Origin of the sequence: Litoribrevibacter albus (assembly GCF_030159995.1) — a bacterium.
In the GTDB taxonomy this organism is placed as follows: Bacteria; Pseudomonadota; Gammaproteobacteria; order Pseudomonadales; family Litoribrevibacteraceae; genus Litoribrevibacter; species Litoribrevibacter albus.
In genome coordinates, this window is the sequence record NZ_BSNM01000014.1 from 166,802 (window position 1) to 193,731 (window position 26,930).

General features: G+C 41.9%; 26 protein-coding genes and 3 tRNA genes. 17 read left to right on the forward strand and 12 right to left on the reverse strand.

Going from position 1 to position 26,930, the window contains the following annotated elements; all coding sequences use genetic code 11:
- Nucleotides 1-27: 27 nt before the first annotated feature.
- The 12 genes from crcB (at nucleotide 28) to QQL66_RS11115 (ending at nucleotide 10,863) form a co-directional block, all read left to right on the forward strand.
- On the forward strand, nucleotides 28-405 hold the full coding sequence (crcB, locus tag QQL66_RS11060; protein ID WP_284381406.1) for a fluoride efflux transporter CrcB: 378 nt from the start codon (nucleotides 28-30) through the stop codon (nucleotides 403-405).
- Nucleotides 406-459: 54 nt separating this feature from the next.
- A complete protein-coding gene (serS, locus tag QQL66_RS11065; protein ID WP_284381407.1) occupies nucleotides 460-1,740 on the forward strand; it encodes a serine--tRNA ligase in 1,281 nt (426 codons plus the stop codon).
- Nucleotides 1,741-1,911: 171 nt separating this feature from the next.
- A complete protein-coding gene (gene cysG / locus QQL66_RS11070) occupies nucleotides 1,912-3,309 on the forward strand; it encodes a siroheme synthase CysG (protein WP_284381408.1) in 1,398 nt (465 codons plus the stop codon).
- A 41-nt stretch (nucleotides 3,310-3,350) separates the two neighbouring features.
- Nucleotides 3,351-4,247, forward strand: a complete 897-nt coding sequence (locus QQL66_RS11075; protein WP_284381409.1) for a radical SAM protein — start codon at nucleotides 3,351-3,353, stop codon at nucleotides 4,245-4,247.
- 38 nt (nucleotides 4,248-4,285) lie between these two features.
- Complete coding sequence (locus QQL66_RS11080; protein WP_284381410.1) at nucleotides 4,286-4,852, forward strand: DUF1285 domain-containing protein; 567 nt, start codon at nucleotides 4,286-4,288, stop codon at nucleotides 4,850-4,852.
- A gap of 36 nt (nucleotides 4,853-4,888) precedes the next feature.
- On the forward strand, nucleotides 4,889-6,769 hold the full coding sequence (gene uvrC, locus QQL66_RS11085) for an excinuclease ABC subunit UvrC (RefSeq protein WP_284381411.1): 1,881 nt from the start codon (nucleotides 4,889-4,891) through the stop codon (nucleotides 6,767-6,769).
- Nucleotides 6,770-6,790: 21 nt separating this feature from the next.
- On the forward strand, nucleotides 6,791-7,705 hold the full coding sequence (locus QQL66_RS11090; protein WP_284381412.1) for a histone deacetylase family protein: 915 nt from the start codon (nucleotides 6,791-6,793) through the stop codon (nucleotides 7,703-7,705).
- A gap of 75 nt (nucleotides 7,706-7,780) precedes the next feature.
- Nucleotides 7,781-9,598 carry an ATP-binding protein gene (locus QQL66_RS11095; RefSeq protein WP_284381413.1) on the forward strand — a complete coding sequence of 606 codons (1,818 nt, stop codon included), beginning with the start codon at nucleotides 7,781-7,783 and terminating at the stop codon, nucleotides 9,596-9,598.
- 141 nt (nucleotides 9,599-9,739) lie between these two features.
- On the forward strand, nucleotides 9,740-10,300 hold the full coding sequence (gene pgsA, locus QQL66_RS11100) for a CDP-diacylglycerol--glycerol-3-phosphate 3-phosphatidyltransferase (RefSeq protein ID WP_284381415.1): 561 nt from the start codon (nucleotides 9,740-9,742) through the stop codon (nucleotides 10,298-10,300).
- Nucleotides 10,301-10,445: 145 nt separating this feature from the next.
- Nucleotides 10,446-10,521: transfer RNA gene (locus tag QQL66_RS11105), tRNA-Gly, on the forward strand.
- Nucleotides 10,522-10,647: 126 nt separating this feature from the next.
- Nucleotides 10,648-10,721, forward strand: a tRNA-Cys gene (locus QQL66_RS11110).
- Between the two features lie 55 nt (nucleotides 10,722-10,776).
- Nucleotides 10,777-10,863 (forward strand) — tRNA-Leu (locus tag QQL66_RS11115).
- Between the two features lie 64 nt (nucleotides 10,864-10,927).
- Here the strand turns inward: QQL66_RS11115 and QQL66_RS11120 are convergent.
- Nucleotides 10,928-11,848, reverse strand: coding sequence for a hypothetical protein (locus QQL66_RS11120; protein ID WP_284381416.1), 921 nt, complete (start codon nucleotides 11,846-11,848; stop codon nucleotides 10,928-10,930).
- 220 nt (nucleotides 11,849-12,068) lie between these two features.
- On the opposite strand from QQL66_RS11120, the gene QQL66_RS11125 reads away from it, so the two are divergent.
- On the forward strand, nucleotides 12,069-13,484 hold the full coding sequence (locus tag QQL66_RS11125) for a helix-turn-helix domain-containing protein (RefSeq protein WP_284381417.1): 1,416 nt from the start codon (nucleotides 12,069-12,071) through the stop codon (nucleotides 13,482-13,484).
- A 301-nt stretch (nucleotides 13,485-13,785) separates the two neighbouring features.
- Nucleotides 13,786-14,439, forward strand: coding sequence for an inovirus Gp2 family protein (locus QQL66_RS11130; protein ID WP_284381419.1), 654 nt, complete (start codon nucleotides 13,786-13,788; stop codon nucleotides 14,437-14,439).
- A 95-nt stretch (nucleotides 14,440-14,534) separates the two neighbouring features.
- Here QQL66_RS11130 and QQL66_RS11135 read toward each other — a convergent pair whose 3' ends face one another.
- The 3 genes from QQL66_RS11135 to radC all read right to left on the reverse strand — a co-directional run bounded on the left by QQL66_RS11135 (nucleotide 14,535) and on the right by radC (nucleotide 15,970).
- Nucleotides 14,535-14,747, reverse strand: coding sequence for a hypothetical protein (locus QQL66_RS11135; protein ID WP_284381420.1), 213 nt, complete (start codon nucleotides 14,745-14,747; stop codon nucleotides 14,535-14,537).
- Between the two features lie 2 nt (nucleotides 14,748-14,749).
- Complete coding sequence (locus tag QQL66_RS11140) at nucleotides 14,750-15,310, reverse strand: tyrosine-type recombinase/integrase (protein ID WP_284381422.1); 561 nt, start codon at nucleotides 15,308-15,310, stop codon at nucleotides 14,750-14,752.
- 183 nt (nucleotides 15,311-15,493) lie between these two features.
- On the reverse strand, nucleotides 15,494-15,970 hold the full coding sequence (gene radC, locus QQL66_RS11145) for a RadC family protein (RefSeq protein ID WP_284381423.1): 477 nt from the start codon (nucleotides 15,968-15,970) through the stop codon (nucleotides 15,494-15,496).
- A 155-nt stretch (nucleotides 15,971-16,125) separates the two neighbouring features.
- On the opposite strand from radC, the gene QQL66_RS11150 reads away from it, so the two are divergent.
- Nucleotides 16,126-16,314, forward strand: a complete 189-nt coding sequence (locus QQL66_RS11150) for an AlpA family transcriptional regulator (RefSeq protein ID WP_284381424.1) — start codon at nucleotides 16,126-16,128, stop codon at nucleotides 16,312-16,314.
- 257 nt (nucleotides 16,315-16,571) lie between these two features.
- On the opposite strand, the gene QQL66_RS11155 is transcribed toward QQL66_RS11150, so the two are convergent.
- The 6 genes from QQL66_RS11155 to QQL66_RS11175 all read right to left on the reverse strand — a co-directional run bounded on the left by QQL66_RS11155 (nucleotide 16,572) and on the right by QQL66_RS11175 (nucleotide 24,422).
- The gene (locus tag QQL66_RS11155) at nucleotides 16,572-19,088 is read right to left on the reverse strand and encodes a restriction endonuclease-like protein (RefSeq protein WP_284381426.1); all 2,517 of its coding nucleotides are present in this window, start codon (nucleotides 19,086-19,088) and stop codon (nucleotides 16,572-16,574) included.
- Between the two features lie 40 nt (nucleotides 19,089-19,128).
- Entirely contained in the window at nucleotides 19,129-20,961 is a 1,833-nt protein-coding gene (locus QQL66_RS11160; protein ID WP_284381427.1) for an McrB family protein, read from the reverse strand.
- Between the two features lie 14 nt (nucleotides 20,962-20,975).
- Entirely contained in the window at nucleotides 20,976-22,271 is a 1,296-nt protein-coding gene (gene dcm, locus QQL66_RS11165; protein ID WP_284381428.1) for a DNA (cytosine-5-)-methyltransferase, read from the reverse strand.
- 116 nt (nucleotides 22,272-22,387) lie between these two features.
- Nucleotides 22,388-22,567 (reverse strand): BrxR family transcriptional regulator, encoded by a 180-nt coding sequence (locus QQL66_RS21280; protein ID WP_489146134.1) that lies wholly within the window; start codon nucleotides 22,565-22,567, stop codon nucleotides 22,388-22,390.
- A gap of 129 nt (nucleotides 22,568-22,696) precedes the next feature.
- Nucleotides 22,697-23,899, reverse strand: a complete 1,203-nt coding sequence (locus QQL66_RS11170; RefSeq protein WP_284381429.1) for a tyrosine-type recombinase/integrase — start codon at nucleotides 23,897-23,899, stop codon at nucleotides 22,697-22,699.
- A gap of 304 nt (nucleotides 23,900-24,203) precedes the next feature.
- Complete coding sequence (locus QQL66_RS11175) at nucleotides 24,204-24,422, reverse strand: hypothetical protein (RefSeq protein ID WP_284381430.1); 219 nt, start codon at nucleotides 24,420-24,422, stop codon at nucleotides 24,204-24,206.
- Nucleotides 24,423-24,736: 314 nt separating this feature from the next.
- On the opposite strand from QQL66_RS11175, the gene QQL66_RS11180 reads away from it, so the two are divergent.
- On the forward strand, nucleotides 24,737-25,015 hold the full coding sequence (locus QQL66_RS11180) for a hypothetical protein (RefSeq protein WP_284381432.1): 279 nt from the start codon (nucleotides 24,737-24,739) through the stop codon (nucleotides 25,013-25,015).
- Nucleotides 25,016-25,112: 97 nt separating this feature from the next.
- Nucleotides 25,113-25,670 carry a CBS domain-containing protein gene (locus QQL66_RS11185; RefSeq protein ID WP_284381434.1) on the forward strand — a complete coding sequence of 186 codons (558 nt, stop codon included), beginning with the start codon at nucleotides 25,113-25,115 and terminating at the stop codon, nucleotides 25,668-25,670.
- Nucleotides 25,671-25,751: 81 nt separating this feature from the next.
- Here the strand turns inward: QQL66_RS11185 and QQL66_RS11190 are convergent, their stop codons facing one another.
- Both QQL66_RS11190 and QQL66_RS11195 read right to left on the reverse strand, forming a co-directional pair.
- A complete protein-coding gene (locus QQL66_RS11190) occupies nucleotides 25,752-26,519 on the reverse strand; it encodes a substrate-binding periplasmic protein (RefSeq protein ID WP_284381436.1) in 768 nt (255 codons plus the stop codon).
- A gap of 19 nt (nucleotides 26,520-26,538) precedes the next feature.
- A complete protein-coding gene (locus tag QQL66_RS11195) occupies nucleotides 26,539-26,889 on the reverse strand; it encodes a DUF3147 family protein (RefSeq protein ID WP_284381438.1) in 351 nt (116 codons plus the stop codon).
- Nucleotides 26,890-26,930 lie beyond the last annotated feature (41 nt).

The following is a 26,930-nucleotide window of genomic DNA, read 5'->3' on the forward strand; positions in this document are numbered from 1 at the left end:
AAATAAAGGACATATAGAGAGAAAACCATGCTATCAAACATGTTATGGGTATCATTAGGGGCAGTGCTTGGTGCGAATGCGCGCTATCTGGTATCGGTTCTAATGGTTCAATACCTGGGGAAACCCGGTTATTGGGCAACCTTGTCCGTTAACCTTGTTGGTTCCTTTCTTTTGGGGTTGGTTGCTGGTTTTATCTTAGGGAAACTGGATAATACCCACCATTATTGGTTTTTAATTGCGGTTGGTGGGCTAGGGTCATTCACAACATTTTCAACTTTTTCGTTGGATATGCTGTTTTTAATCCAACAACAGCAAGTTATCTATTCAATTCTCTATGCTGCCGTGAGTATAATTACCGGTTTAATTTTCGTGTATTTGGGCTGGATGTTGTCGCGGTTGATATAAATCCGTTTGATGTACCCAGTCTGATTTAAGTAAGGATGTCTAAGTAGGCCGATCATGTTAGATCCAAAAGAACTTCGTAAGGACCCAGCAGCCTTTGCTGCAAAACTGGCAAAAAAACACTTTGAACTCGACCTTTCTAAATATGAAGAGTTGGAGTCCAAGCGTAAGTCTCTTCAAATTGAAACAGAAACATTGCAAGCAGAGCGTAATGCACGTTCGAAAGAGATTGGTATCGCGGCAAAGGCCGGTGAAGATATTACTCCTTTAAAAGCGGCTGTTTCTGAGATCGGTGAGAAGCTGGACCAGAACAAAGAAGAACTTCGAGTTATTCAGGAAGAATTTAACCTGTTCCTGATGAGTATTCCTAACCTGCCAAACGATTTGGTTCCAGAAGGTAAGGACGAAGACGAGAACGAAGAAATCCTAACTTGGGGAACGCCTCGTGAGTTCGATTTCGAACCGAAAGACCATGTGGATCTAGGTGCTGGTGTTGGTGGTCTGGACTTTGAGTCTGGTACAAAAATTACCGGTTCTCGTTTTGCTGTGATGCGTGGACAGATTGCTGGTTTACACCGTGCGTTGACTCAGTTCATGTTGACTACGCATTTGACTGCTCATGGCTACGAAGAGATTTATATCCCGTATATCGTGAACAGTGACAGTTTGAAGGGAACGGGTCAGCTCCCTAAGTTCGAAGAGGACTTGTTCAAGCTACGCTCTGAAAACGAATTTTATCTGACTCCGACTGCGGAAGTACCTGTGACTAACATGGTGCGCGACGAAATTCTGGATGCGAAACAACTTCCACAGAAGTTTGTGTGTCATTCTCCATGTTTCCGCTCAGAGGCCGGCAGCTATGGTCGTGACACTCGCGGTATGATTCGTCAGCACCAGTTTGAGAAAGTTGAATTGGTTCATATGGTGAAACCTGAAGACTCATATCAAGCTCTTGAAGAGTTGACGGGTCATGCTGAGAAAATTCTTCAGTTGTTGGATCTACCTTATCGTAAAGTGCGTTTGTGCGGTGGCGATCTAGGTTTCTCTGCAGCAATGACGTACGACTTGGAAGTATGGTTGCCTGGGCAGCAGAAATACCGTGAGATTTCTTCTTGCAGTAACTGTGAAGATTTCCAGGCGCGTCGTATGCAAGCTCGTTATCGTAACCCTGAGACAAACAAACCAGAATTGCTTCATACTTTGAATGGCTCTGGTTTGGCAGTAGGTCGTACTTTGGTGGCGGTACTTGAAAACTATCAGAACGAAGATGGATCAATTACTGTGCCGGACGTATTGAAGCCGTTCATGGGTGGTCTAGAAAAAATTGAAGCTGCTTAAGTCCTTAACTGTGGTTAAACACTAGCCAAAATGATTAAGCGTCTCGCAAGATGAACAGAAAAGCACTGACTATACTTGATAACTTAACAAGTGGTCGGTGCTTTTTACTTTTTGAACTACTGACTTCTGTGCTTAGGTCTTTCTGTAGTTCATCCATTCTGAGGAGTTCGAATGGAATTTCTTCCTTTATTTCATAAGCTTGAAAATAAAATCTGTCTTGTCGTCGGTGGCGGTGTGATTGCATCCCGTCGGGCTCATATCCTGCTCCAAGCGGGAGCTGATGTGACGGTTATTTCACCAGAGATCGATGATAACCTCGCTAGCAGTGTTGAAGACAGTAAGCTTAAGTGGATTCGCTCAACATTCGATGTCGATGCGCTGGATCATTTGTTGGATCGTATCTTTCTCGTGGTGGCAGCCACAGATAACGATTCAGTAAACCATGCGGTGGCGCAATTTGCCGAAGATCATAATATTCCTGTCAACGTAGCCTCTGATGCCTCTCGCGGGGATGTGATTTTTCCATCGATCATTGATCGTTCCCCTGTGATTGCAGCCGTTGCCAGTGGTTCTAAATCGCCGGTGATCAGTCGTTTGCTTCGTGGCACGCTGGAAGCAGCCTTGCCAGCCCACATCGGGAAACTTACCGATATTGCAGGAGAGTTTCGAGCTAAGGTTAAGGAAAAAATTTCAGACAGCAATCGTCGTCGCGCGTTTTGGGAGCGTTTCTTTCAGGGCCCGGCAGGTGCCGCAGCGTTGGCTAATGATGCCCAAACGTCTCGTGAAATGCTGGTAGATGCGTTGGAAGGATTTGATCCTGACGTTCATCCTGGTGAGGTGTATCTGATAGGTGCGGGCCCTGGTGACCCGGATTTGCTGACGCTGAAAGCGCTGCGCCTTATTCAACAGGCTGATGTGGTGTTTTATGACCGCTTGGTATCTCAACCGATTCTCGATATGTGTCGCCGTGACGCCAAGTTAGTAAACGTAGGTAAAGCTCGCAGTGACCATACGGTGCCTCAAGATCAAATCAATCAGTTACTCGTCGAGTACGCTCAGAAAGGACATCGTGTGCTTCGCCTGAAAGGTGGCGATCCATTCATCTTTGGTCGGGGTGGAGAAGAGCTGGAAGAGTTAGCGGCCAGTGGCGTGCCTTTCCAAATCGTTCCAGGCATTACCGCTGCATCCGGTTGTGCGGCCTATTCTGGCATTCCGTTAACGCATAGAGATTACTCTCAGTCAGTACGCTTTATCACTGGTCATTTGAAAAATGATACCTGTGACTTGCCGTGGCACGAATATGCTCATGAGAATCAGACTCTGGTGTTCTACATGGGCTTGGTTGGATTACCTATTATCTGTAAACAGTTGATTGCTCATGGTATGCGTTCGGACATGCCGATGGCATTGGTTCAAAAAGGGACGACGCCAGATCAGAAGGTGTTGTTAGGCACTTTGGAAACTATGCCTGAGCTTGTGCAGTCTAACGAAATTAAACCGCCAACTTTGATCATTATCGGTGAAGTGGTTCGCTTGCATGACCAATTGGCGTGGTATCGGGCTGACTAAGCGTCAGCCGTTATCAAATATTATTTAGAAATTTGAGCATTATGAACGCATTTCCTATTGATTATATTGAACCTGTCTTCCGTCCGCCGAGTGAGGCTAAGTCGTTAATTTTACAAGTGACAAATGGTTGTTCGTGGAATAACTGTACCTTTTGTGAAATGTATACAGCGCCACAGAAGAAGTTTCGAGTTAAACCGGTTGAAGAATTAGATGCTGAGCTTGAACGGATGGCTAAGGCTATGCCGTATTTAAGCCGTATCTTTCTTGCCGACGGCGATGCAATGACACTATCGTATCGTCGTCTTAAAGAGGTGTTGGAATGTATTCGTAAACATTATCCGAACATCGAACGGGTTACTGCGTACTGCTTGCCTAGGAACCTAAAGAATAAAACCGTTGAGCAGCTGCAGGAGCTTAAAGAACTTGGGCTGACCATGGTTTACGTGGGCTGTGAATCCGGTGACGATACAGTTCTTGAAAAAGTTCAAAAAGGCGAGTCTTTTGAGTCCTCGAAAGAAGCTTTGTTGAAGCTGAAAGGGGCGGGTATCAAGTCCTCGGTGATGATCCTTAATGGCTTGGGCGGTAGGAAGTATTCTGAGCAGCACGCAATCAACAGTGCCAAACTTATGAATGAGACCCAGCCTGAATTTGTGTCCACTCTGGTTGTTTCTTTCCCGATGGGCGAGCAACGTTTCAATGAAGGCTTTGGTGGCGAATACGAGCCTTTGACTCAGGAAGATTTGTTTAAGGAAATTCGTACCTTATTGGCAAACCTTGAGCTGGAAAATACCGTATTCCGCTCGGATCATGCGTCAAACTATCTGGTGCTTAAAGGAACCTTGGGTGCAGATAAACAACGACTGCTCGAAAAAGTAGATACGGCGATTAATCAGCCGGGCATCATTCCACTTCGACAAGAATGGCAGCGCGGGCTATAAGCCAGCTGTTATTGATTTCTTTATTGGACAAGTAACTTATGAAAGATCTTGAAGCTCACGTTTCAGAACTCATCAAAGACAGTTCTCCTAAAGGCAGTAAGCCTGCGCCGGTTGAGTTGTGGAACCCTGAGTTATCAGGAAATATCGACATCGTTGTTAAACGAGATGGACGTTGGTTTCATGAAGGATCAGAGATCAAGCGCAAAGAAATTGTGAAGATCTTTTGCAACATTCTAAAGCTTGAGAACGATGAGTACTTCCTGGTTACTCCGGTTGAGAAGTGGCGTATCCAGGTGGAAGATGCTCCGTTTTTGGTGGTGTCACTTGAGAGCATAGAAACAGAAGAGGGCGCAGCTCTGCAGTTGACTACGAAAACGGGTGAAAGCTTCGTGTTAGGGAGTGACCATCACCTAGAAGTTGAGTACAAAGCGGGCATTGATGGCGAACCAAGCCCGTATGCACTGGTCAGAACCAATCTAAAAGCGTTGATTGCACGCAACGTATTTTATCAGTTGGTTGAACTGGCTGATGTTGAAGAAGAGTCTGGTAAAAGCTACATGGTGGTCTATAGCCAAGGTCAACGGTTTGTTTTAGGTCAGTGCTAGTTCGCAGTGAATGACTAAGACCTGATAGAGAGTGATATGTCTTCCGATTTAATTGCTACGGACGCCCCAGAAGAACACGCTTCTGAATCTCAATTCGATGCAAAAAGCTTCCTTAATAGTGTGACTGAGTTGCCTGGTGTTTATCGAATGTTCGATGAAAACCAGGGGTTACTGTACGTCGGGAAGGCCAAAAATCTGAAAAAACGCTTGTCGAGCTACTTTCGAAGCACGGGTTTGCCAGTCAAAACCCGAGTATTGGTCGGCCGAATAGCCAGCATTGAGGTGACCATTACCAACAGCGAGACCGAAGCGCTGTTGTTAGAGCAGAATCTGATTAAAAAGCACCGGCCGCCGTTCAATGTTTTGCTTCGCGATGATAAATCTTACCCCTATGTTTATTTGTCTGACCACAGTGATTATCCGTACTTTGCATTTCGCCGAGGTCTAAAGCGAGGTAAGGGGCAGTATTTTGGGCCTTATCCAAGCAGTGGCGCAGTCAAAGAAAGTCTTGCCTTGCTTCAGAAGCTTTTTAAAGTTCGCCAGTGTGATGATGCTTACTTTAAAAATCGCTCTCGTCCGTGTCTTCAATATCAGATTAAACGCTGTTCTGCCCCGTGCGTTGGCTATGTAACGCCTGAGCGTTATCAGGAAGATGTACGGCATACAGCAATGTTTCTTCAAGGTAAGAACAACGAAGTTATTCATGAACTGATGCGCGATATGGATGGTGCCTCTCAATCACTGGATTTTGAGTTAGCCGCAGAGCTTCGTGATCAAATTTCTGCTCTTCGTAAAGTGCAGGAGCAGCAATATGTTGCGGGCGAAGGATCGGATGCAAACGCAGACGTTGTAGCGGTCGCGATGCAGCCGGGCGGTGTATGTATTTCTGTTTTGTATGTTCGTGGTGGTCAGGTTCTGGGGAATAAGATTTATTACCCCAATATTCGATTGGATGAAACAGAGAGCGAGCTGATTTCAACCTTGATTACTCAGTTGTATTTAACTGAAGGTGCGACACGTGAAATTCCACAAGAACTGATCTGTTCTCATCAACCCAATGATCAGGACCTGCTGGTCTCCGCTTTTCAAAGTATTGCTAACACCAAGATTGAGATTAAACACAAGGTTAGGGCTCAGAAGTCTAAATGGCTGGAATTATCCTTAAAGAACGCTGAGCAGAGTTTGCAATCCTTGTTGAACAACAAGCAAAACATGATGCAGCGCTTCCGATCTTTGCAGGATGCGCTAGAGCTGGATGAGGTTCCGTTGCGCTTGGAGTGCTTTGACATCAGCCACAGTTCAGGGGAAGCGACAGTTGCCAGTTGTGTGGTCTTTGATCAGAACGGCCCCGCCAAAAATGAATACCGCTCTTACAATATCGAAGGCATCACGGGTGGGGATGATTATGCGGCCATGCATCAGGCACTTACTCGACGCTTTACCAAGCTAAAGAAAGGGGAAGGCAAGATTCCCGATATTTTGGTGATTGATGGTGGTAAGGGGCAAATTAATCAGGCGCTCGATGTTTTGCGAGAACTTCAAGTTACTGGAATTGACGTGGTAGGTTTGGCGAAAGGCCCAGAGCGAAAGTCTGGCTTCGAAACCATTTTCCTCAATGGTGTGGATCAAGAACTGGCTCTGGATGCCAACCATCCCGGATTTCTTCTGTTACAGCATATTCGTGATGAAGCACACCGGTTTGCGGTTAGCAAACATCGTTGGCGGCGTGGTAAGGCCCGTAAACGCTCGTTATTGGAAGATATTGAAGGTGTTGGTCCTAAACGGCGTAAGGCATTGATTAACTTCTTCGGTGGATTACAGGAAATTCAAAACGCCAGTGCTGATGAATTGGCTAAAGTCCCTGGTATCAGTCGCTCTCTTGCGGATGAAATTTATGCAAACTTGCATAATATCTAATCGGATTAAGGACTAAGACGTATGTCGTTGCCTTTGGTGTATCATCCTAACTACTCCTGTCCTTTTCCCGAAAACCACCGATTTGTGATGTCGAAATTTGTACGCTTACACAAGGTTGTCGAACAAAAAGGGTATATCACAAATAACCTTTTTCAGCCTGATGTTGCCTCGTTGGACGATTTAGGTCGAGCACATTGCCTGGAGTATCTCAATAAGCTTTGTGGTAATCAGGTTGATCATAAAGAATGGCGTCGTATTGGCTTGCCTTGGAGCCAAGGCTTAGTAGATCGAACCTTAACGGCACCAAATGGAACGCTGGAAACTGCCCGTCTGGCTTTAAAATATGGTATGGCATCGCACCTTGCCGGCGGCACTCATCACGCACATTATGATTTTGGATCAGGTTTTTGCATCCTAAATGATTTGGCGTATGCCGCTAAAACGCTGGTACATCAGGGTGAGGTGGAGAAGGTGTTGATCTTTGATTTGGACGTACACCAAGGCGATGGCACAGCTTCCATTCTAGAAGATGAGCCTAGAGTGTTTACTTGCTCCATTCATTGTGAAAAGAATTTTCCTTTTAGAAAAACTCAAAGTGATTTGGATATCGGCTTGGATGTGGGCTTGTCAGATCAAGAATATCTGGATGTTGTCGAACAAACGCTTCAGAAATTATTGTCAGAACATACACCAGACCTGGTTCTTTATGACGCGGGGGTGGATGTTTGGGAGTACGATGAACTAGGGCGGCTTAATATCTCATGGGCAGGTATTCAGCAGCGTGATGAATTGGTTCTAAAAGAATGTCTGCTAAGACATATTCCTGTCGCTACCGTCATTGGCGGTGGTTATGATAAGGATCATCAACGACTGGCTGAACGTCACAGTCTGATCATTCAAACGGCTTTTGATCTCTTTCCTTTATATCTCAGCTAAATCGCTATTCGGCAAATATCCTGATTATTTTCTATACTGAAATTTTGTGTCTGTTTAGGAAAATGTCACACATTTATGCCAACGTTAAAAAATAATCTGAAACAAATAAAAGCGCGCTATATTCTTGCCCTGAGTCTGGTTGGTGCCTTGGTTACAGGCTCTGTTTTGATGATGGAGAACATCTTCAGGGCACAATACAAGGACGCTGAATACATTAATATCTCTGGGATGCAGCGGATGCTGTCGCAGAAGATTTCGCTTTATGTATCCAAGGTTATTTCAGAACCCGATTCGGTCAATAGTGAACAACATCGGGTAATGTTGAAGAAAGCGTTGGATAAATTTCAAAAAAATCACCAATGGCTCACATCAACAGCGACTCCGAAAAAAAGCAGTCGAAACCTTAGTGAACAGATTAAGCATCTTTATTACAGTAAGGAGATCGCATTAGATCGCAGAGTAAGAGAGTTTGTTAATGCAGCCGAAAAGGTGTTGTTTGCTAAAGCGTCCAAGGAAGATCTGACGCATTTTTCCAGTAACAATTCTGAAGCGCTACTGGTTGATTTGAATAAAGTTGTAGAACAGTTTGAAGCTGAAGCCACCGGTAGAGTGTCCTTTGCTGTGAATGGTGCTTGGGCGCTTTGGTTCGTTACGGTAATCCTGTTGTTAATTGAAGGGCGATATATTTTCCAACCTATGCTCCATAAAGTCGCAAGCGTTTTGTCCAGAATTGAGAAGCAGAAAATGCTTGCGGAGAAATATCGTGAAAGGGCTGAAAAGGCCAATCGGATTAAATCAGAATTTTTGGCGAATATGAGTCATGAGTTAAGAACGCCAATGAATGCAATATCTGCAGCATTGCAAATTGTCACGACCGAGCCTTTGTCTCCTCAAGCCAAGCATTTGGTTGAGCTTGCTGATGCATCCAGTATTGATCTGTTGGAAATTTTTGATGATTTATTAGGCATCACCAAAATTGATGATCAGTCAAAAGATTTGACCATATCGCATTTCAAGCTATCAAATGTGTTGAAATCCGTGGTTAGGCGCTATCAAAGTCAAATTGATGCCAAGAAATTAAAACTCGATGTTTCTACTGAAGCGGTTTCTCTGAATAACTGGCTTGGTGATGAAACTGAGTTAACCCGTGTCTTGTGCTGTTTGTTATCAAACTCGATAAAATTTACGGAAAAAGGCGAAATCAGCATAACGGTATCTATGGTTGAGACTGATACGACAGAGAAGCAATTATGCTTCGAGATTCAGGATACTGGCATCGGTATGTCGGAGGCAGTGCAATCAACAATGTTTCAACGGTTTGAGCAAGGTGACAACACCTCTTCCAGAAAATATGGAGGAATAGGCGTAGGGCTCACCATTGCTCGACATTTGGTTGAGATAATGCACGGGACTATCAACATAGACAGTGAAGAAGGCAAGGGTACTAAAGCTACAGTCGTGATACCTCTCATTCCTGGAACGGTCAATGGTTCTGGTAACAAAGAAGTGAATGTAAGTGATGAGCTGGATCTAAATGGCAAAGATATTCTGATTGCTGAAGATAACTTGATTAACCAAATGGTGATTTTGTCCCTACTTGAAAGCACCAAAGCGAACACGCGAATGGCAGAGAATGGTCAACAAGTGGTTGATATGTATAAAGAGAAACGGCCTGATATTGTTCTGCTGGACATTCAAATGCCAATCAAAGACGGCATTGATGCTTGTGTTGAGATTAAAGGAATGGACAAAGACGTTCCAGTCATAGCGGTGACTGCGAATGTGTCTGATGAAGACAAAAAGACCTACGTGCGCGTTGGCTTTGATGGACTGATCGAGAAACCGATTGATAACAAAGAACTTTTAAAGGTTCTGTCTATGGAATTTTCTTAGTCGGAGATTATCGCTAGTGGCTTAATCCAACTATGTTATACTCGTTGGACGTTTTTTGGGGTTAGTGCTTGATACTCTTTCGGTTCTGAACCGGACAGCCCCTGATGATGGACTTGTTTCTTGGACTATAAGTAATCTCGGATGAACATCCCAAATATTCTTACATCAATACGCCTCCTGTTAATTCCTGTATTTGTCTTAATTTATCTGTTTCCTGTCGATTGGCGCTTCATTGTATCTGCTCTTATTTTTATGGCAGCCGGTTTTACTGATTGGCTGGACGGTTACCTTGCCCGAAAGTGGGATCAGAGCACGCCATTTGGTGCTTTCTTCGATCCTGTGGCTGATAAGTTAATGGTGGCTGTCGCTTTGGTGTTGTTAGTTCATTCTTATGAATCTCTTTTTATTACGTTGTGTTCGGCCATTATTATTTCTCGAGAGATCGTTATTTCGGCCTTGCGTGAGTGGATGGCGGAACTAGGAAAGCGAGCCAGTGTTGCGGTGAGCTTTATTGGGAAATTTAAAACATTGGCTCAGATGGGCGCGATTACGTTTTTATTAGCAGAAGATCCAACAATGCCTGCTTTAGGTTATTTCGGAATGCTGGGATATTTCTCTATGGCGGTCGCTGCCGGGCTAACCCTGTGGTCTATGTTCGTCTATTTAAAAGCGGCTTGGCCTGAATTGAAGACTACAAAGTAGTCAGTTGTTTTGTGGGTTGAATAAAGCTTGAACAGCTTGATTAAAACTTAGTCAAAATAGTCAAATATTTCTTAATAATTTCAAAAAGATAACAAAAAAGGGTTGACCGAAAAGATTAAATCCATAAAATGTGCATCCACGTTCAGCGGGAATAGCTCAGTTGGTAGAGCACAACCTTGCCAAGGTTGGGGTCGCGAGTTCGAGTCTCGTTTCCCGCTCCAAATCAACTAAGTTGGTGAACGAATCATTCTTGTAAGAGAGTGTTGCAGCTTCTAATATTAGAAGTTGTTAAATTCAGAGTTGAGAATTTGCACTAGGGCGAAAGCCAATTTCAACTCAGAATAGTTGGCGCGATAGCAAAATGGTTATGCCGCGGATTGCAAATCCGCTGATGCCGGTTCGATTCCGGCTCGCGCCTCCAACTTTCTACTCTTTCTTGAGTAGATTCCACATTTGATCGTAAGATCACATCCGATGCCCGGGTGGTGGAATTGGTAGACACAGGAGACTTAAAATCTCCCGACTTCACGGTCGTGCCGGTTCAAGTCCGGCCCCGGGCACCAATATCCCTTGATTTTACTGGCTTGTGGTGAATAGAGTGTTGAAAACCCACCATAAATTCCGCCATTAGGATTTGGTTTCTATCAGCTCTCTTATTCCTTTGTATTGCTTTAGTTTATCGAAGTCTTTTAATACTGATGTAGCTACCTTTTTGTGAATCTTCTTCTTTTGATTGTCAGGTATGGAAGCATCAAGTGCTAGATTTAGATTGGCTTTGGTATTAGCTTCAATCATCTGCAATGTCCGTGCTCTTAACTTATCCCATAGGTGTATTATTACCTCTTCGTGCTGTGAGGAGGTATTGTTTGAGTTAGGTGGTCCTTCAGGCTCTTTAGGTGTGTTGTTGGTGTTGGAAGTATGAGTATGGTTTTGATCGCTCTCTGAGGTGCTCTGAAGCTCTTTTATGGTTTCTCTTAGTTCTCCCTGCATGTCTAGCAGGTCTGAGATCTGTTTGTCCTTGTGATTGATCTCTTGCTTTGCCTTTAGGAGTTCATTTTCTAGTTTCTCTGTAGATCCCTTTGAAAATAGCGTATTTTCAAAGTTAGGCCATGTTGGTCTATTTCCCTGAGCTCTTTTCAGTGCTTTCTCTTTCTTGGCTTCTGCTTTTAGTCTTTCTTGTTGCTCTCTCTCGGTTTTATAGGTGTTGAGTAAGATGCTTTCAAGGGTGTCCTTTAGGTTCTTGTTTAGGTTCTTTGCTAAGTACCTTAGTTGTTTCTCTATATGCTCACTCATGATGAAATTGAATGACTTTAAGCCTTTTTTCTCTCTATGTATTTTCTGGCTCCAGGCTTTTCTAATGCGATCATTGAGGATAATTAAATTGCTATCAGGGATCTGTTCATTGATATATCTGTTGTTTGGAGAATAAGGGTCAATGCGGATCTGGCCAGATAAGCCGCGCTTGGCTAGGTAGTTGTAAATCCACTGCTGCTTTACTGGATTAGGCTCATTAATCCATTCAGATAATTTTTTCCTGATGTCACTCAATCTTGTCACCGCTCATAAGTTAAAGGTTGGTTGTTTAACTTGAGTATAGTGCAGTTACTTAGTGTTGATATTAGTGATATTAAAACTATGACTTAGTGATCATATTAGTGATATTAATGATTATTACTTAGTGATGTTATATGTAAATATCTAATTAATACCTACAGGTGAGTATACGCTATAATGTGTTGTAGGTTATTTCAAAATAGGTTTTTATCTAGTGATTAAAGCTCTCTTGAACTATAAGTTTGGCTGCTTAGGTCCAGAAGAAAAGTTTTTCATACTGCTCTTTTTGATGCGTTTCGAAGAAATTAAAGAAGGCGGATTGGGCGTTAAAGCTATATCTAAATTACTGGGTGTTACCGACAGGGTGGTATCTGGGGCTTTAAGATATTTAGTGGATGAAGGTCTGCTTGAGAAGTGTAGGGCTCACAAAGCTCCTGATAGGATCTTCGTTTCTTATGCGCTTCAAGATGATTTATATCGCATCAAAAAGACTGATTGCTCCGTGCCTTTGGAATCCTTTGTAATCGAAATTGCTCAAGATACTTATACAGATAAAACGCACAAATTGAAGTTGGCTAATAGGCTGCTTCTTTTGGTCTTGTTTATTAATGCAGATGAAAACGGTGTTGTTCGAAATTTAGGTGTGGCAGATCTTGCCAAATTAACAGGTATGTCGAGAGATCGTCTCAAGTCGCAACTAGAGAAGCTTATGGATCTTGAATACATTAGGTTCTTTACGCCGGGAGTGACAGGAACACATCTGTTTGGAGTGGCTAAGGGGGCATACTTTCTGAATCTAGATCATGATTCATTTATTTGTTCTATTAAGCCGCAGCAGGTGTTGGTTCTTCAGTTAGATGAAGATACTTGGAATATACGAAATACCAAGGAATGGAGTTTTTTTCGGATAGGCTATGAATTAAGACTCTTGAAAGAGCGGCTTAAAGAGAAATTTCCTGATGAAGATCAACAGTTAGATGCTTTCGCTAAAGAATTTAAAATCAGAACAAAGATGTTGGGGACAAATTCCAGCTTCCAATCGTTAACTGAAGATGAGGCTAGGGCTCTCTTAGCGTTTTTTCAGGATAAGCCTGTGGGTGGGAGAATTGTTCGATACTTTTGTTATAAGTTAGATGTTTTGGTTTCTCAACTTTTAACAGAGTCCTGGGGGGTTCTAAATGATTGCCCCAATTCAGTTTCTTTAAACTCATCTCGGTGCATAAAAGAACATGAGTCGGCAAAAAAAATTATGGGTACGATTAAGAGTGAATTTTTTCCTCTAAAACCAAAAGCAGAAACCAGTGAAACTCAGGTTAATGTATTGATTGATTATGTTTTCTATTTGGTTCTCAGAAGGGCTTGTTTAATCAAGTCTCTGCTTGAAGAGAAGGGGTTGGTTTCTCCTGTGGGGAAAAGATATCAGGTGCTGACTCATCATAATCAAGATTATTTAGTGTTTTTTTCATATTCAGGTTCTCCTAATTCAAAGGACTGTGATACTAAATTCTTTCTCAAGACTGGAGTGCTGCCTAGTGAGGAACAGGAGTTAAAAAAAGAGAGTTTATATTTGTATCGTTTGCTATCGAGACCTGTAAAAAAAGTAGATAGGTTTCCCAAAAAGGGCCCATGATTTAGTTTAAAAATATAGTTAACTTCAGAGTAAACCATTCGGTTAAATGCCCCGCGTTTATAGCTGATTCGAATCAGAGGATCCAAAAATCATTAGGGGGTCGCTGTAGGTAATTAATAATATATAGCTCTCAATGTTTAAGGGTTATCCCTTTAGGGAGATGACCCTGTTAAATAGATAGATTCAATGAGTAATACTAAGTACTAGACTAGCTCATCAATTAGATCAGTAAGTACAAAAAATACATTTCTCAGTCTTCCTATGTGGAAACACATTCATTCACTGATTTAGGAAGATTAAAATGAACAATGACAACTCAAATATTTCTTTAACCCTTTCAAATGAAGCGACATACCAGGGGCTACCTGTTCAGTATCAGTTCAAGCCATTGATCATTGAGTACCTTAATGGTATCTGGGATACGATAGGCTGTGCAGTAACCCATCATCATGAGACATACGCTTTACGTGTTGATCTGAATTTTCCTGATGGAAGACGATACGATACGAATGAGGTCATAACTAAGTTTTTTGCATCTCTTAAGTCGCAGATTGAGAACAACATTTATGCAAGGCGAAGGGAAGGTGTAAGGGTGCATGATTGCAAGTTGCGTTATGTATGGGTAAGGGAAAAAAATAGCAGCGTAAATCATCACTTTCATGTATTGCTGTTCCTAAATAAACAAACCTATAACACCGTCGGTAATATAAATCATGATGAAGGTAATATGAGTGCAAGAATTCGAAAGGCTTGGGCGAGCGCTTTAGGTTGCTCATATGACGAAGCTAAGAAGGGAGTGCACTTTCCTAAGAATAGAAATTATTTCTTGAACTATAAACTGCCTACTTTCAGGCAGGAGGTGGCTGCTTTGATTTATAGAGTTAGCTATATGGCCAAGCTCTATTCAAAGGATTTTACTGATGGAAAGCGTAATTTCGGTCGTAGTCAGAACTGACAAAACAGGCCTTTTTAAAGATAATGTAGGTATCAAAAAAAATAGAATCGAGGGCTTTGTGGCCCTCGTTCTATGCTGTACACCGCACGCTAGTTTTAGCGTGTAAGTACAGGAATTACTGTTACTTTCACCTCTCGATAATGTTTCTTGAAGTAGTCAGGATCAATCAGTCGTAGTGCTGAACGTTTTGTTTTGACCTTGTACTTGTTCTGGCCAAAGTAAGTGCCATCCTCAAACTGAAAGATATAGGCTTGTTTGCCTTCGTTAGCCTTTGAGATGGCTTTGGCAATGATTTCAGTATCGAGCATAGTTACAACTCCAGCTCCACAAAGTCTTTATCAACGTCTTCCTGAGTAATACCTATGTATCTCAGTGTTACGCCTTCAGAGGAATGTCGAAGCATTTTCATCACTCGGCCAATATCTTTAGTTGCCTGATATAGGTGATAGCCGCGAGTCTTTCTCATGGAGTGAGTGCCAAGCTTAAGGTTTAGTTCTTGACCCACTTCAGCAAAAGCTCGTGTAACGTATCGACGAGAAATTGGACGAGCAGCTCGATTAATGGCTTGCCTGTTTCTGTGTGATTGGAAGAGGTATTCATGATTGGGGTGCTCCTGTTTGATTCTTTCGATGAGTTGAAGAGTTTTTGGGTTGATCTGGATATTGGCTGTCTTGCCTGTTTTTGCTTCCCTCAAGAAGAGTCTGTCCTGATGGATGTCATGAAATCGAATAGCAAGCAGATCTGAGATTCTTAAGGCTAGGTTTAACCCTATGCACCAAACATCCGAGACTTGCTTACTAAATCGCCTTTCTAACAAGTGGCCAATCAGGCGGATCGTATCCTGGTCTTTGATTGCATCTACTTCAGCCATGGTTAAGTTCCTTTTTTGGTCAGAGACACCGATATGAGCACTTCAAAGCCTTAATCGAACGCAAAGCTCCGGTATACGGGCACTCCAAAGTGCTCAAATTGCTAAATTGAGAACTTAAAGGATTGAAGTGATAGAAGTGTTCTAAGTGTCTGGAATTATTGAGAAGGTTTTGTGCTGCTGGGGTTAGAGAAGGCCTCGTTCGGCAAAGGAAACGGAATCCTTACCGACGACAATATGATCCAGTACTCGCACATCAATTAGCTTCAATGCATCGATCAAGTGCTTGGTTATCTGAATATCAGCCTGAGAGGGCTCTGGAAGACCAGAAGGGTGGTTGTGGGCAAAGATCACGGCAGAGGCTTTTGCGTCTAAGACGGCCAGTACCACTTCTCTAGGATAAACACTGGCAGCATTGATAGTCCCGAAGAATAATTCCCGATACTCAATCAGCTGATGTTGGTTATCCAGCAGCATTACGCTGAAAACCTCACGGTCATGCTGGTGGAGTTTGAAGTTAAGAAATTCCTTGGTGGCTGTTGGATTCTCGTAAATTCCTTCTCTTAGATGACGTTGCTCGATGATCATAGCTGCCTCTTCCAGGATCTGGTGTTCTGAAGCAGGCTGATCAAGTAAGTACATCTGTGTTGAATGATTACGCATAGCTGTCTCCTTAGTTTTCATCGATGTGTATGCGCAGTAATGATGTGGGTGTGAGATTTTTTTGAATCGACTTTTAAGCCAGCTGGTGGAGGAGTGGGCGTAAACTTTTACATACCTCGGAAATTTCATGAGCGAAACTAACGAGGAAAATTCTCATGAGATTTTTACGATTAAAAGAAGTCATGCACATCACTGGCCTTGGCAGAACATCGGTTTATAACTTCATGGCTGAGGGCAAGTTCCCGAAGTCAGTCTCTTTAGGTGACAGAGCAGTTGCCTGGATTGAGTCCGATATTGAAGAGTGGATGGAACAGAAGGTCGCTGATCGAGATAACAATCTATGACTAGAGCATAGATGAGCCGAAAGGCTCTTTTATGCTGTTTATTTTATATTTCTCTAGGTTGATTGAGTTGAGAAGCATAAGTCTAAATTACAGGTTGTCAGAAATCGAAAACTCCTAATCGAATCATACATTTTTGTAAGTAGTTATGAATACCGAGTAGATATAGGATACGATCTGTCCGATTAAAAATGATTGCTAATGAATTCGTTGAGTTAAGTCGAGAGGAATGTATTCTATATTCTTCTCGGTTGGCTAAATTACTTGCTGTTGAGAGCTTCTTTGTATACCTGTTCTATATCCTCGAAAATCTGAGCTTCTTGGAGGTTCTTTAAGGTAGTAAGTCTTAAAGCATTTATAACTGGCAAGTGAGGAACTCTTTCAATGCAGGTTTGTAAATATAGTGGTCGGCCTAACTGGAACAAGTAATACAGTTCGTTCGAGTCGGAATCCTTGCCCGCTATATCTGCACCTATTTCATTTCTAGGCTTTATCTGAACGTTTTGAACAGGCCATAACTTGTTAATACTTTTTGTTCTCGAATCTACTGTAGAGTTTGATGCAATTCCCAAATAGCTTAATTCATAAGCGATATGCTGTTTGAACTTCGAGTCGAAAGTTTTCTTAGGCAAGTGGTACCAATTTGCAGTTCCGTTTGTAAAAGCCTCAAAATAACTATTCTTGCGTCCTTGCTGACCACCTAGGTTTACTGTTAATGCAAGATCGGAATACAAAACCTGACGCATTCCATGGTAAGGGATTCGTGCAGGCTCCCTAACATATAAACTTTCGGCGACAGACTTCAAGCTATAATCTGAGTCTTGACGAGAGGCTTCTCCAATTTGGACTTTGAGAAAATCCACCAACCACTCCGAGCCATGAGTATTGGTACCATCATTTGGCAATAAGGCAAAAGCTCCAATACCTATTTCATCAATAGCATCTCTATAGGGATTACGTTCTTCTTGTTGGTTGAAAAAACCAGGATAGAGTGCAAATGCACCAAAAACGGGTCTACTCTTTTTGTCTACACTATCTAGTTGGATTAAAGCATCTCTATAGCGGTGCATTTGATTTATGGCATCATCAGGCACGCCATCTTGTATTTTGAAGGCGAAGTGAGATTTCTCTTGAAGGTCAGCTTTATTCCATTTTTCCGTGTCTTTTAAACGTGGCTTGCCTAAAAATAAGCCTTGCTCTGAAGTTTTAATACTTTCTATTCTGTATTTTGCATCAAATAACCAAACAAATTTTCTCCCGTCAGGAAAAATAATTTCCAATACGATATCAGGCTTGTGAGTCAACAGAAAAGTTCGTATTTCATTTGTTTTTCTTCCGTATGACTTCTCATGGTATAGGCTTGCTCGTACACCATCTTCTTCTCTGAAAAACTCAAAGGCCCCCTTGTCACCATTCACTAACTTAAGTTCGTCCATGATCCCTTTTTTTAGATTGGGCTTTCTATGTAAAGGGCTACCAAAACCTAAGTTATCTTCTAGAATATTTTTAATTTGCAGAAAGCACCAAACTTCATAGATTTCAGCAACAGACTTCATTGATATGCTCGACTGATTGCCAAACACATTCAAGTAGAATTTTAGTTCTTGCCAGACACGGTAAACTGCACTGTACCCTGTTTTTTGCTGAAGGACTAAAGACTCACGATTAAGACCAGTATAATCACTAACATCCTTTAGAAAACTTTGGTTTAAGACTTTCTGAAGTGGTTGTTGCCAGCTATGCATTTCATCTAAAAAAGAATTAGAAAGACGCTGACGCTCGGGAGCTTGATTGCTTTCTCTGATTTTGGCTTCAAACCCAGATAACTGGCGCTTGCACTGTGTAACAGCCATTTTTATAAAGCGGTTTTCAGGGGTATCAACACTTAGTTGCTTCTTTTCGACTCGATAGCGTTTGTCATGAAGGCCATTAGCAAAATCTTGTTTGATTTTTTCACCTAGTTTATACGGCAATCGGCCCTTTAATTTCTCTGACTTGATGTTTGCTACTGTAGGTTGTAAACGGCTGTGAGGGGCAGCACATATCACTTTGAGCCCTTTTTCAAACCGCTCCCGAAGTTGGCTAAAGTTAGCCAGCCACATTAATGGGAAGTGTCCACGTTCTGTGCTTTGTGCAGCGTCTTGCTCTGTTTTCTCTACTAAGCTAAATCTCCAAAGAGGAAAAACATCGTCAATAGCCTTGTACATTAATGGTAAATCTTGATGAAGTGCCATCTTGGTTGGAAGTACTTCAAAGGAGATATTCTGTATATACTCTTTTCCTTGCGTAACGAACTGTACTGGTAGTCTCATCCAGCCAACATCATTAGCTGTATTGATCGTACCTGTGAGCCTGGCTTGCATCTGGCCTCGTCGACTGGCAAAGCGGAACGACTCATTTATAGTTTGGCTTCGGTGAGCTAATTTGGCTTCAGTTACTTTGTCAAAGAACACCCATTCGAACTGATATTGCGTGTTTTCAAAAAATAAAGGCGAATTAAGCTCTAACGACTCGATCTTCGCTTCTGTATTTTTTGTTTTTTCAATGCCATTATTTTCCTCAGTAATATCACTGATAGGTAAGTCTGTTGTCGCATCATAAACGAAATCTGACGTTACTCGTTGTGCCGGTAAAAAACGTAATTCAGGAGATGGAGAGCGCAATAAATTTGCGCGCTTTTCCATCGTTTCTCGATATACATTCGAACGTGCACGAATATCATTAGTCCACACGGAAAACTCAAAGTCTGGCGTTCGAAGTCTCAATAATTCTGGCATTAGCTATTCTTCGAATTAGTATTTTTATTAAGAGTTAGCATTAGGGCCAAAAGCTCGTAAAGCCAGCACTTGATAGACGTTTATTCATCCATTCTATTTTTCCTTTGCTTCTGCACTGTATACGGATAGCTTTTTCGTCTTCAGGTGCATCCTCTTCAACTAGTTTTTCACGATATAAGTCAGGTCTGGCATTAGCAGAATCTGTAGCGGCATCCCAAATGGGGGATAGCTGTTTAGAAAGCTCAGACTCCAACTTTACGAGCAAAGATTTTTCACTTCCTAGTTTGTCTACATCACCCTCTATTCGCGGTAGAACCTTACACATCAAAAAATCATCCCACACGGCCTTTAGTGCTATATCATCTTTGGGTTGTGCACTGATTACGGCTAATAGCAATTCGTTAAGTGCACGATATGCCAATTCAAAAGGAGTATTTTTTAAGACAGCATTGACTGAATTTAGAAACTCAATGCTCTTATCTCCATTTTCATCTGCAGTGCTTTTAAGTTGCTCTATGCTGGTTTTCGCATCTGACCAAAATGGAAAACTGATCGTCTTATTGATATTGCTTGGCTCAAAGTATTCTGAATAGTCGTTAGGGAAAAAATCGCCAAAATCGAAGCTCAATGCACGATCGATGACCTTCCTGGAAAAACCATGTGTGGTTTCATCCATATTAACTGTGCCAGCAACAATAAGGTTGAATGGTATTTGAAGCCCATATTGGCAAATCGCTTGCCATGTTGCATCGTAAATGACCGACTCGAAACCAAGATCTTTTCTCAGTTTTTCTTTGTTATCAAGTTCATTGATTGCTGCTGGTTTTAACAAGGCGTCGCTGCTGTAAGTGAACTGATCTCCGTTCCAATCCCATTCTCTAGTTTCAAGAACAGATAAGTAATCCGCGAAATACTGTTCTACAGGTGCCAGATTCATCTCGTCTAAGCAAAGCCAGTAAGGCTTGATAGCGCTCAAGGTGTTCTTATCGCCACTAACACTCAATCTTTCGCCACGCTCACCAAGGTTTACGACATCTACAGTTAATCCACTGTCGATAATGCTTCGCCAAGCTTTAGCGATAAATTGAAGTACATCAGTGGTTACATACTCTGCTTTGCCGCTAAGTCGAGAGATATAACCTAATAGATCACTTGGTTCATGCCAGTCAGGTCTTACGGAGGTTAAGCAGTATGTCTCATTAAGTTGTCCTGTAGCTTCCGCTTGCTTTCGAACGAAGCGTGTTTTGCCTGTTCCAGAAATGCCTGCTAATAGCATGAACGGTTTGCTAGTTCTTACAGAATTTCCGGTAGCTGTAGGTTTTATGGGGGGAAGTACAAAGCTCTTTAGTTCAATAGGCGGTTCATGTGGCTTCACTATAATAGGCGTTATACCATATGAAATAACTGTTTCTTTTACCTCTGATATTTCATTTGCTTCCTTTTGGACACCGCCGCACGTTAAGAAAGCAATTCGTTGCTCATTGGCAATTTTCTTTCCAAATCTTTTGATTACAGTTTGCCACTCTCCAAAGCTTGAGCTCGTACATTTTACTGAAGTATCGAGGTAATCTATTGTGAAAAGACCATTTTCTAGGTCTTTCTTTGCCCCAATAATATTCGACTCATCGATATCGGAAATGGCTTTAAGGACATCTTCTTTGGTAATGTAACGTTGCTTTTTGCTGTAGTTATTGAGAACCGTGTCTTTAATATAATTTCTAGATAGCTGCTCTCCAGCGATCTCTTTTAAGCGTTCATCATTCTGTAAGTCATCTTGAAACTTGTTTGATGCAGAAGAGTCTAGTCCCATGTAGCCAATTTCATCGGCTTTGTTAAAAATGTAATCAAAAACAGCGTTACGATCGCCCTTCATATAGAGAGTCCTTATTATTTGATCGAGTCTAAAAACTCTCTTATGGAGCTTGCGACCTTGTATGAAAGAATTGGTGGTACAGCATTACCTATTTGCATGACATTGGTGGTTGCCGAGTGGGGAAACACAAAGTTATCTGGAAAGGTTTGAAGTCTTGCGCACTCCCTTATCGTTAGTCGCCTTTCGAGCTCGTAGTGAAATTGAACTCTAGATTTTGCATTTGCTCTAATTGTGTATGAAGGCTGGTCAGCTTTACAGTGCTCATCACCTTGGCCATTCCCTTTTTTTGCCTTTGATGCTTTGAAATATTGACTTTGATTAGGAACTGATTCATCAATAACATGTTCTAGGTCACCAATTGCCCATTGGGTTCCGCGATGTTTGTTGATGAATGACGGTTTTGGTTTTACGGGTTCACCTTCTATATCATTGCGAGTACAAATGAAAAATAGTCGCCTACGACTTTGCGGCACTCCATAGTCTGGAGCAAACAGATCCCAAACTTGTACTTTGTAGCCTTGAAGCTCGAAGTCTTTAATAATGGTTTCTAGAACTTTTCCTTTTTCCATTCTCGCCAAATTAGGCACGTTCTCAGCGCATACAATCTTTGGGCGGTGGGTATTCATATATTTAACCAGCACCTTATAAAGTTGGCCCCGCTCAGAATTTAACCCCTTCTTTGGGCCACAAGAACTAAAGTCTTGGCATGGGAATCCACCTATCAAGACATCAGCCGATGGAAAGTCGGCCACTAACTCTTCACTCAATTCAACCTGCTGAATTGGGATGTCGAGATTTCTCTTAATTGTTTCAACGCATTTTTCGTCTTTTTCATAAGCTGATAGAGTTTCAAATGGCTGCTTCTTGAAGTGTGTGTTTTTATATTTGAAGCCACCTTCAAATCCCATGTCCAGGCCTCCGACACCTGTGAACATGGATACTAGGCTGTAATTGTTCAAGTTTTTCTCGCTTTTGGCTTTTTCTTGGTTTGTATTCCAGACAACATGAAAGGTGTCATAGATAACCTTTGGTTGTAGCTTTTTCCCACATTGCTCGATTTTAATTAAACCATGCTTTTCAAAGGTTTTGATGGTTCTAGATAAGTTGCTAACTGCACGACCTGATATGCTAGATAGTTCAGTAACTGTTTCCGGATTATGTTGAGCGATCATTTCTAACAGTTTTTGATTATCTTCAGAAAGGACAGATGCAACAGACTTTAAGGAATCAAACCACAAGTTAACTGGATATTCAGGATCAGGTTTTGCCCCCTTGATTCCGATTACGCATTGTCTAGTGCTGCTTGTCATTAGAGTTGCCCTTTTAAATTTTTCCGCATGCTATCAGTTGCTGATAACTATATCCAGAAGTATTCTGTATATGTATACAGTTTTTTGTCGTTACTACTCACTAGAATGGCTTGCGCTCAATGTAGTTGGTTGTATCCAGGCGCAATACTTAAATTCTCCGCTCCATAAAGTGTTGGTGTATTTTCTAGCCACAAATGAAATTCACGGTCCTCCAATGAATGATCGGCTGAGCAATCGATATTCCAATGTCTTAGCACGTAGCCAGCGACTGCCGCTCGTACTTGTATCTTAACTATTCCTTTTACAACTCACTATTCAGTCTTAATGGTTCCTGGGTGTTTCGGCTAAACGTGGTATATGATTTAGTAAAATACCTCGTTAACTTATTCAAAGGGTTGTAGGGGGGCATTGTTTAGTTTTGAGGTTCATTGTTTATATTTAAAACAATACTCCGCCCAATCTCTCATCATCGCCCTTCGTTTATCCACTAGCCCATCTCTGGCATAAGCCGCTCGTGTAGCATCTGACGATACATGAGCTAAGGCTAACTCAGAGACTTCATCCGCATAGTCTGTATGAATTCTCGCCCAGTCTTTAAAGGTGCTTCTGAAGCCGTGAGCGGTTACGTCTCGGTCTAGGCGTTTAGGCACTTTAGAGATGGTGGCATCGGTTAGTGCATTTCCTTTGGTATTGGGGAATAGGTATTTGTAGTTTCTGTCTAATGAGTTAAGCAACTCTATCGCTTGCTCAGATAAAGGCACTATATGCTTTTTCCCGCCCTTCATGCGTTCTTCTGGTAACGTCCAGAGTTTCTCTTCTAAGTTAATTTCATCCCATTTCGCAGCTCTTACTTCGCCTGATCGTGCAGCGGTCAAAATGGCGAAGGTAAGGGCTTTTGCCCCCATCCAGTCTTGTTGTACCAATTCCTTCATAAAACTCGGTAATTCATCTACAGGGAGTGCCTTGTAGTTTTGTACCTTGTTAACCTTTTCGGGCTTAGCCAATACCTGATCTAAATTGCCTTTCCAACGGGCCGGGTTTAGCTCATGCCTCAGGCCTTTAACGATGGCCAAAGTAAGAATGCCCTCTATATAGATACGCAACCGTGTAGCTGTCTCTGTCTTGGTTTCCCAGATAGGAGTTAGCGTGTTCTCGATGTGAACGATCTGTATGTCTTTAACTGACATTTTACCGAGGTGAGGGTAGGCGTAGTTCTTGAGCATACTTTCAAGCTTCTGAGTTTGCTTAGCAGTCTTATACTCTTTGGATTTTTTCTCAATAAACTCTTGGGCAAGTTCTTCAAAGGTCTTGAAGCTTTCTTGTTCTGCTATTAGTTTTGACTTGGCTACCTTTCGGGTATTAACTGGATCTATGCCGTTTTCGATCTGCTGACGAAAATCGAGCGCTTTTTCTTTGGCTGCTTTGAGTTTTAATGTGCTGTAAGAACCCAAGCCAATTTCTTTGCGTTTGTTGCCAACTTGAGCGCGAAGAACCCAGCTGACAGCATGTTCTGATTTGATCTGAAGAAGTAACCCTGGCACACCACCAACGGCATGTTTGCCTAGTGTTACATCACGGATTAACTTATCGATCTCTTTGACTGATAGTTGCTTAGCTACCCTAGGCATAGTTTACGGACCCATCCTTTACTACCCACCATAAAACCCATCTTAAGGATTTAAAAGTAAGCGTAGCTTAGTGAATCCTAATGAACAAGGGTTTAAGGTAACCTATTGATATAACTATGGTAAGTGGATGTTAATGAACGTTGCTGAAAATGTCGGTGGTTGAGGCCCCGGGCACCATTTTAAAATTCCATTTTTTCCTGGAGCTTAATAGTTATTTCAAATGACGCTGGTTAATCGTTTAACTCTCGCTATTTTGTTGCTCCTATTTTATAACTACTCCGTCAGTAACATATCTATTCAAAAATCAATCATCATCTTGCGTAGGCATCGAGTATTTGCCTGAATCCAGACCTGATAGTCTCTCTGCAATACGAGCCTTCTCTGAATCGGATAAATTAGTTGATTCATTTGCAGGGTGAAATGTGTGCTCGTCTTTGGTGCTATCAAACCGTATTTTTCCAAGAATAAGACCTTCATCGTTAATGCAATCCAGTTCGTCTTGGCTAGGTAAGAACAACATCATCTTGTGCTTCCTTGTATAAGCATAAATTTCGGCGGATGATAACCGTAGATGGTAGTCATCTCAACGTGTAACGTGGTTCTTTTACGAGTGCTAATGTCGTGGGAAAGGTCAAGTATCGTTCCATGTTCATGGAAATCAAAGGATCAAATATTAGATCTCTTGGATTAGTTACAATTTGAATCAATATAAACTGAACTAAGCAGTCAATTTAGAGTCTTTATAGGTTAGGATGTCTACTATAATGAATTTTATGGAAATTCGTTTTTTCATCCATTTAGAAATAACATGAACCTACGTTGTTTTATGGTCGAGTTATGATGCGCATTCTTCTCTACATTGGCGTTTTATGGGTAGCGGGCCTTTCTCTAGGCTTCGGCGACATAAACTCGCTTAATGTTGCCTATGAGAGCAGTTGGGATCTTACCAACGATGATGCAATAGATCAGGACTCAGATTCAGACGTAGCTCTTTTTGTATCATCCAGTGCTCTAGAAGCCTCGTATTCCTCGTTCTACATTCTAGATTCTGTCGATTCTCAACCCAGCGCAGTTCTTTCTCAAAGCAGAATTCGTGCGCCACCTACCTTTATCTAATTCAATTCTTTCAGACAATTTTGGCCCAAAGATACTCGATGCTTTTTGTGTTCTTTGATGTGCCGTTTATAAAGATTTAGGTAATAGGTGATTTATCATGAAAAAGTTCAAATTACACCCAGTTAGTACAGTAGACGAGTTGGCATGGCCTGATAGTGCAGACATTACTACGATGGACACGCCTGCAATTGAATTCTTTACCGATTTCTATTTGGTTCAGCCTTTGGTTCTTTCTGAGTCTATGACTGCTGTTCAAGCGAGAGAAACGATGGTTCGATCTCACGTTCGATTGAAGTTTGTCATTGATACGGATGATCATTTTGTCGGTGTGATCAGTTCTGACGATTTGATTGAACGTAAAATTGTGCAGAAAGTTGCAGAAGGCTATGGCAGGGATGATATTCCAGTCAGTGAGTTGATGACACCGAAAAGAGATTTGATGGCGCTAAGCATTGAGGATGTGGAGAAGGCTACTATTGAGGATGTGGTTAATGTGCTTAAAGATTACCACCAGCAACATTGCCTGGTTGTAGATCCGAGTACACATAAAATTCGCGGAATTTTCTCTTCTAGTGATATCTCTCGCAAATTGAAATTACCAATTAACATCCAAGACCAGTCTGACTTCTATCGTGTCTTTTCTGCAATTAACTAACAACTAACCCCTCTTAATTTAATTAGTTCAAATCAAGTAGTAGGCTCCCCCCGCTACTTGATTTGCTTGACTATTTGCGGGTTATTGGTTTTCTGGAATGTGGTATTTCTTCACTAATGCTCTATACGCTTTGGTTTGTCTGAAGCGTTTGAATGCATTGGCAAATCGAAGTGCCAAACCAGACATGTCTTTGGCTTTTGTAAATGCAAGGTAATTTGTGAACTCACTGAAAGCGGGTTTTAAAAATTCAATGCCTTGTGCTTTTCCTAAGCTTTGATGCTCTAAAAATTCGTTTTGCGAGACGATTGCCAGATCTATACGTTTGGCATAGAGCGTGGAATACAACTTGTCTGCACTGGATAATTCAATCTTTCTGATATTGGATGCATTATCAAATGCATTACCATATTTAAAGCCTAATTGAACGCCTATATTCAGATCTTCAATACTTGCCAGTGTACCGTCATATCGTTTCGATAAGTGATGACCTGTTAATGCGATAAAGCCACTGTAAGACTTGGATAATCTATTCTCCTCAAGAAACAGGCTAAATCGTTCCCGCACTGTGGTTTTGGTTATGAAGGTAATGGCATCTGCCGTCCCATCTTCAATCATGCTTAATGCTCGCTTCCACGGAACACTCTTAAACACAGGTGTAATCTGGATCTCTTTAGCAGCTTGTTTCACTAACTCAATATGAAACCCTGTGAGCTGGTTGTTTTCTGTGTATTCATAAGGCGGGTAGTTTTCATCTCCACGGACAATAATGAGCTCTTGATCGGGCGCAGATGCGTGGCCAGATACTGCAGATAGTAAGCTTAGAGAAATCACGATGTTACGGAGAAACATAGTAGATTGACCATCGTTTTCAGCGAGTGATAGCAAGGTTATCAAGTATAAGAATAGTCAGAAAATAGCAGGTGATGGTGACTAAACTTGCGCAAAATAGTGAGGGATAAAAACCCCAGTTAAGGTGGATAAGTAAGGGGAGTACCAGGAAAAAGGCCAGTGAAGGAATAACCAGCCAAAAGATGTTGACTGATAAGGTTGCAACTTGATGGATATCTTGTGTTTCCTTGTATAGCCAAACCAGCGAGAGAATCGATACTACAGGCAGTGATGCAATGAGGGCCCCAACAAAGCTTGAGCGTCTTGCAACTTCCGAAATAAGTATCACCATAAGCGTCGTAATAATGATTTTTGAAATATAAACACTCATGGAAACCTCATTCTTTTCCTTCTATGGATAACCATAGTCAA

Coding starts and splice junctions, on each gene's coding strand:
- dcm (WP_284381428.1), bottom strand. CDS start 22,271: ATGACAAGCAGCACTAGACAATGCGTAATCGGAATCAAGGGGGCAAAA.
- uvrC (WP_284381411.1), top strand. CDS start 4,889: ATGTCTTCCGATTTAATTGCTACGGACGCCCCAGAAGAACACGCTTCT.
- QQL66_RS11130 (WP_284381419.1), top strand. CDS start 13,786: ATGAACAATGACAACTCAAATATTTCTTTAACCCTTTCAAATGAAGCG.
- QQL66_RS11135 (WP_284381420.1), bottom strand. CDS start 14,747: ATGCTCGATACTGAAATCATTGCCAAAGCCATCTCAAAGGCTAACGAA.
- QQL66_RS11140 (WP_284381422.1), bottom strand. CDS start 15,310: ATGGCTGAAGTAGATGCAATCAAAGACCAGGATACGATCCGCCTGATT.
- QQL66_RS11195 (WP_284381438.1), bottom strand. CDS start 26,889: ATGAGTGTTTATATTTCAAAAATCATTATTACGACGCTTATGGTGATA.
- serS (WP_284381407.1), top strand. CDS start 460: ATGTTAGATCCAAAAGAACTTCGTAAGGACCCAGCAGCCTTTGCTGCA.
- QQL66_RS11175 (WP_284381430.1), bottom strand. CDS start 24,422: ATGATGTTGTTCTTACCTAGCCAAGACGAACTGGATTGCATTAACGAT.
- QQL66_RS11160 (WP_284381427.1), bottom strand. CDS start 20,961: ATGAAGGGCGATCGTAACGCTGTTTTTGATTACATTTTTAACAAAGCC.
- QQL66_RS11155 (WP_284381426.1), bottom strand. CDS start 19,088: ATGCCAGAATTATTGAGACTTCGAACGCCAGACTTTGAGTTTTCCGTG.
- QQL66_RS11150 (WP_284381424.1), top strand. CDS start 16,126: ATGAGATTTTTACGATTAAAAGAAGTCATGCACATCACTGGCCTTGGC.
- QQL66_RS11080 (WP_284381410.1), top strand. CDS start 4,286: ATGAAAGATCTTGAAGCTCACGTTTCAGAACTCATCAAAGACAGTTCT.
- QQL66_RS11190 (WP_284381436.1), bottom strand. CDS start 26,519: ATGTTTCTCCGTAACATCGTGATTTCTCTAAGCTTACTATCTGCAGTA.
- QQL66_RS11185 (WP_284381434.1), top strand. CDS start 25,113: ATGAAAAAGTTCAAATTACACCCAGTTAGTACAGTAGACGAGTTGGCA.
- QQL66_RS11090 (WP_284381412.1), top strand. CDS start 6,791: ATGTCGTTGCCTTTGGTGTATCATCCTAACTACTCCTGTCCTTTTCCC.
- QQL66_RS11170 (WP_284381429.1), bottom strand. CDS start 23,899: ATGCCTAGGGTAGCTAAGCAACTATCAGTCAAAGAGATCGATAAGTTA.
- QQL66_RS11075 (WP_284381409.1), top strand. CDS start 3,351: ATGAACGCATTTCCTATTGATTATATTGAACCTGTCTTCCGTCCGCCG.
- cysG (WP_284381408.1), top strand. CDS start 1,912: ATGGAATTTCTTCCTTTATTTCATAAGCTTGAAAATAAAATCTGTCTT.
- QQL66_RS11095 (WP_284381413.1), top strand. CDS start 7,781: ATGCCAACGTTAAAAAATAATCTGAAACAAATAAAAGCGCGCTATATT.
- crcB (WP_284381406.1), top strand. CDS start 28: ATGCTATCAAACATGTTATGGGTATCATTAGGGGCAGTGCTTGGTGCG.
- pgsA (WP_284381415.1), top strand. CDS start 9,740: ATGAACATCCCAAATATTCTTACATCAATACGCCTCCTGTTAATTCCT.
- radC (WP_284381423.1), bottom strand. CDS start 15,970: ATGCGTAATCATTCAACACAGATGTACTTACTTGATCAGCCTGCTTCA.
- QQL66_RS11180 (WP_284381432.1), top strand. CDS start 24,737: ATGATGCGCATTCTTCTCTACATTGGCGTTTTATGGGTAGCGGGCCTT.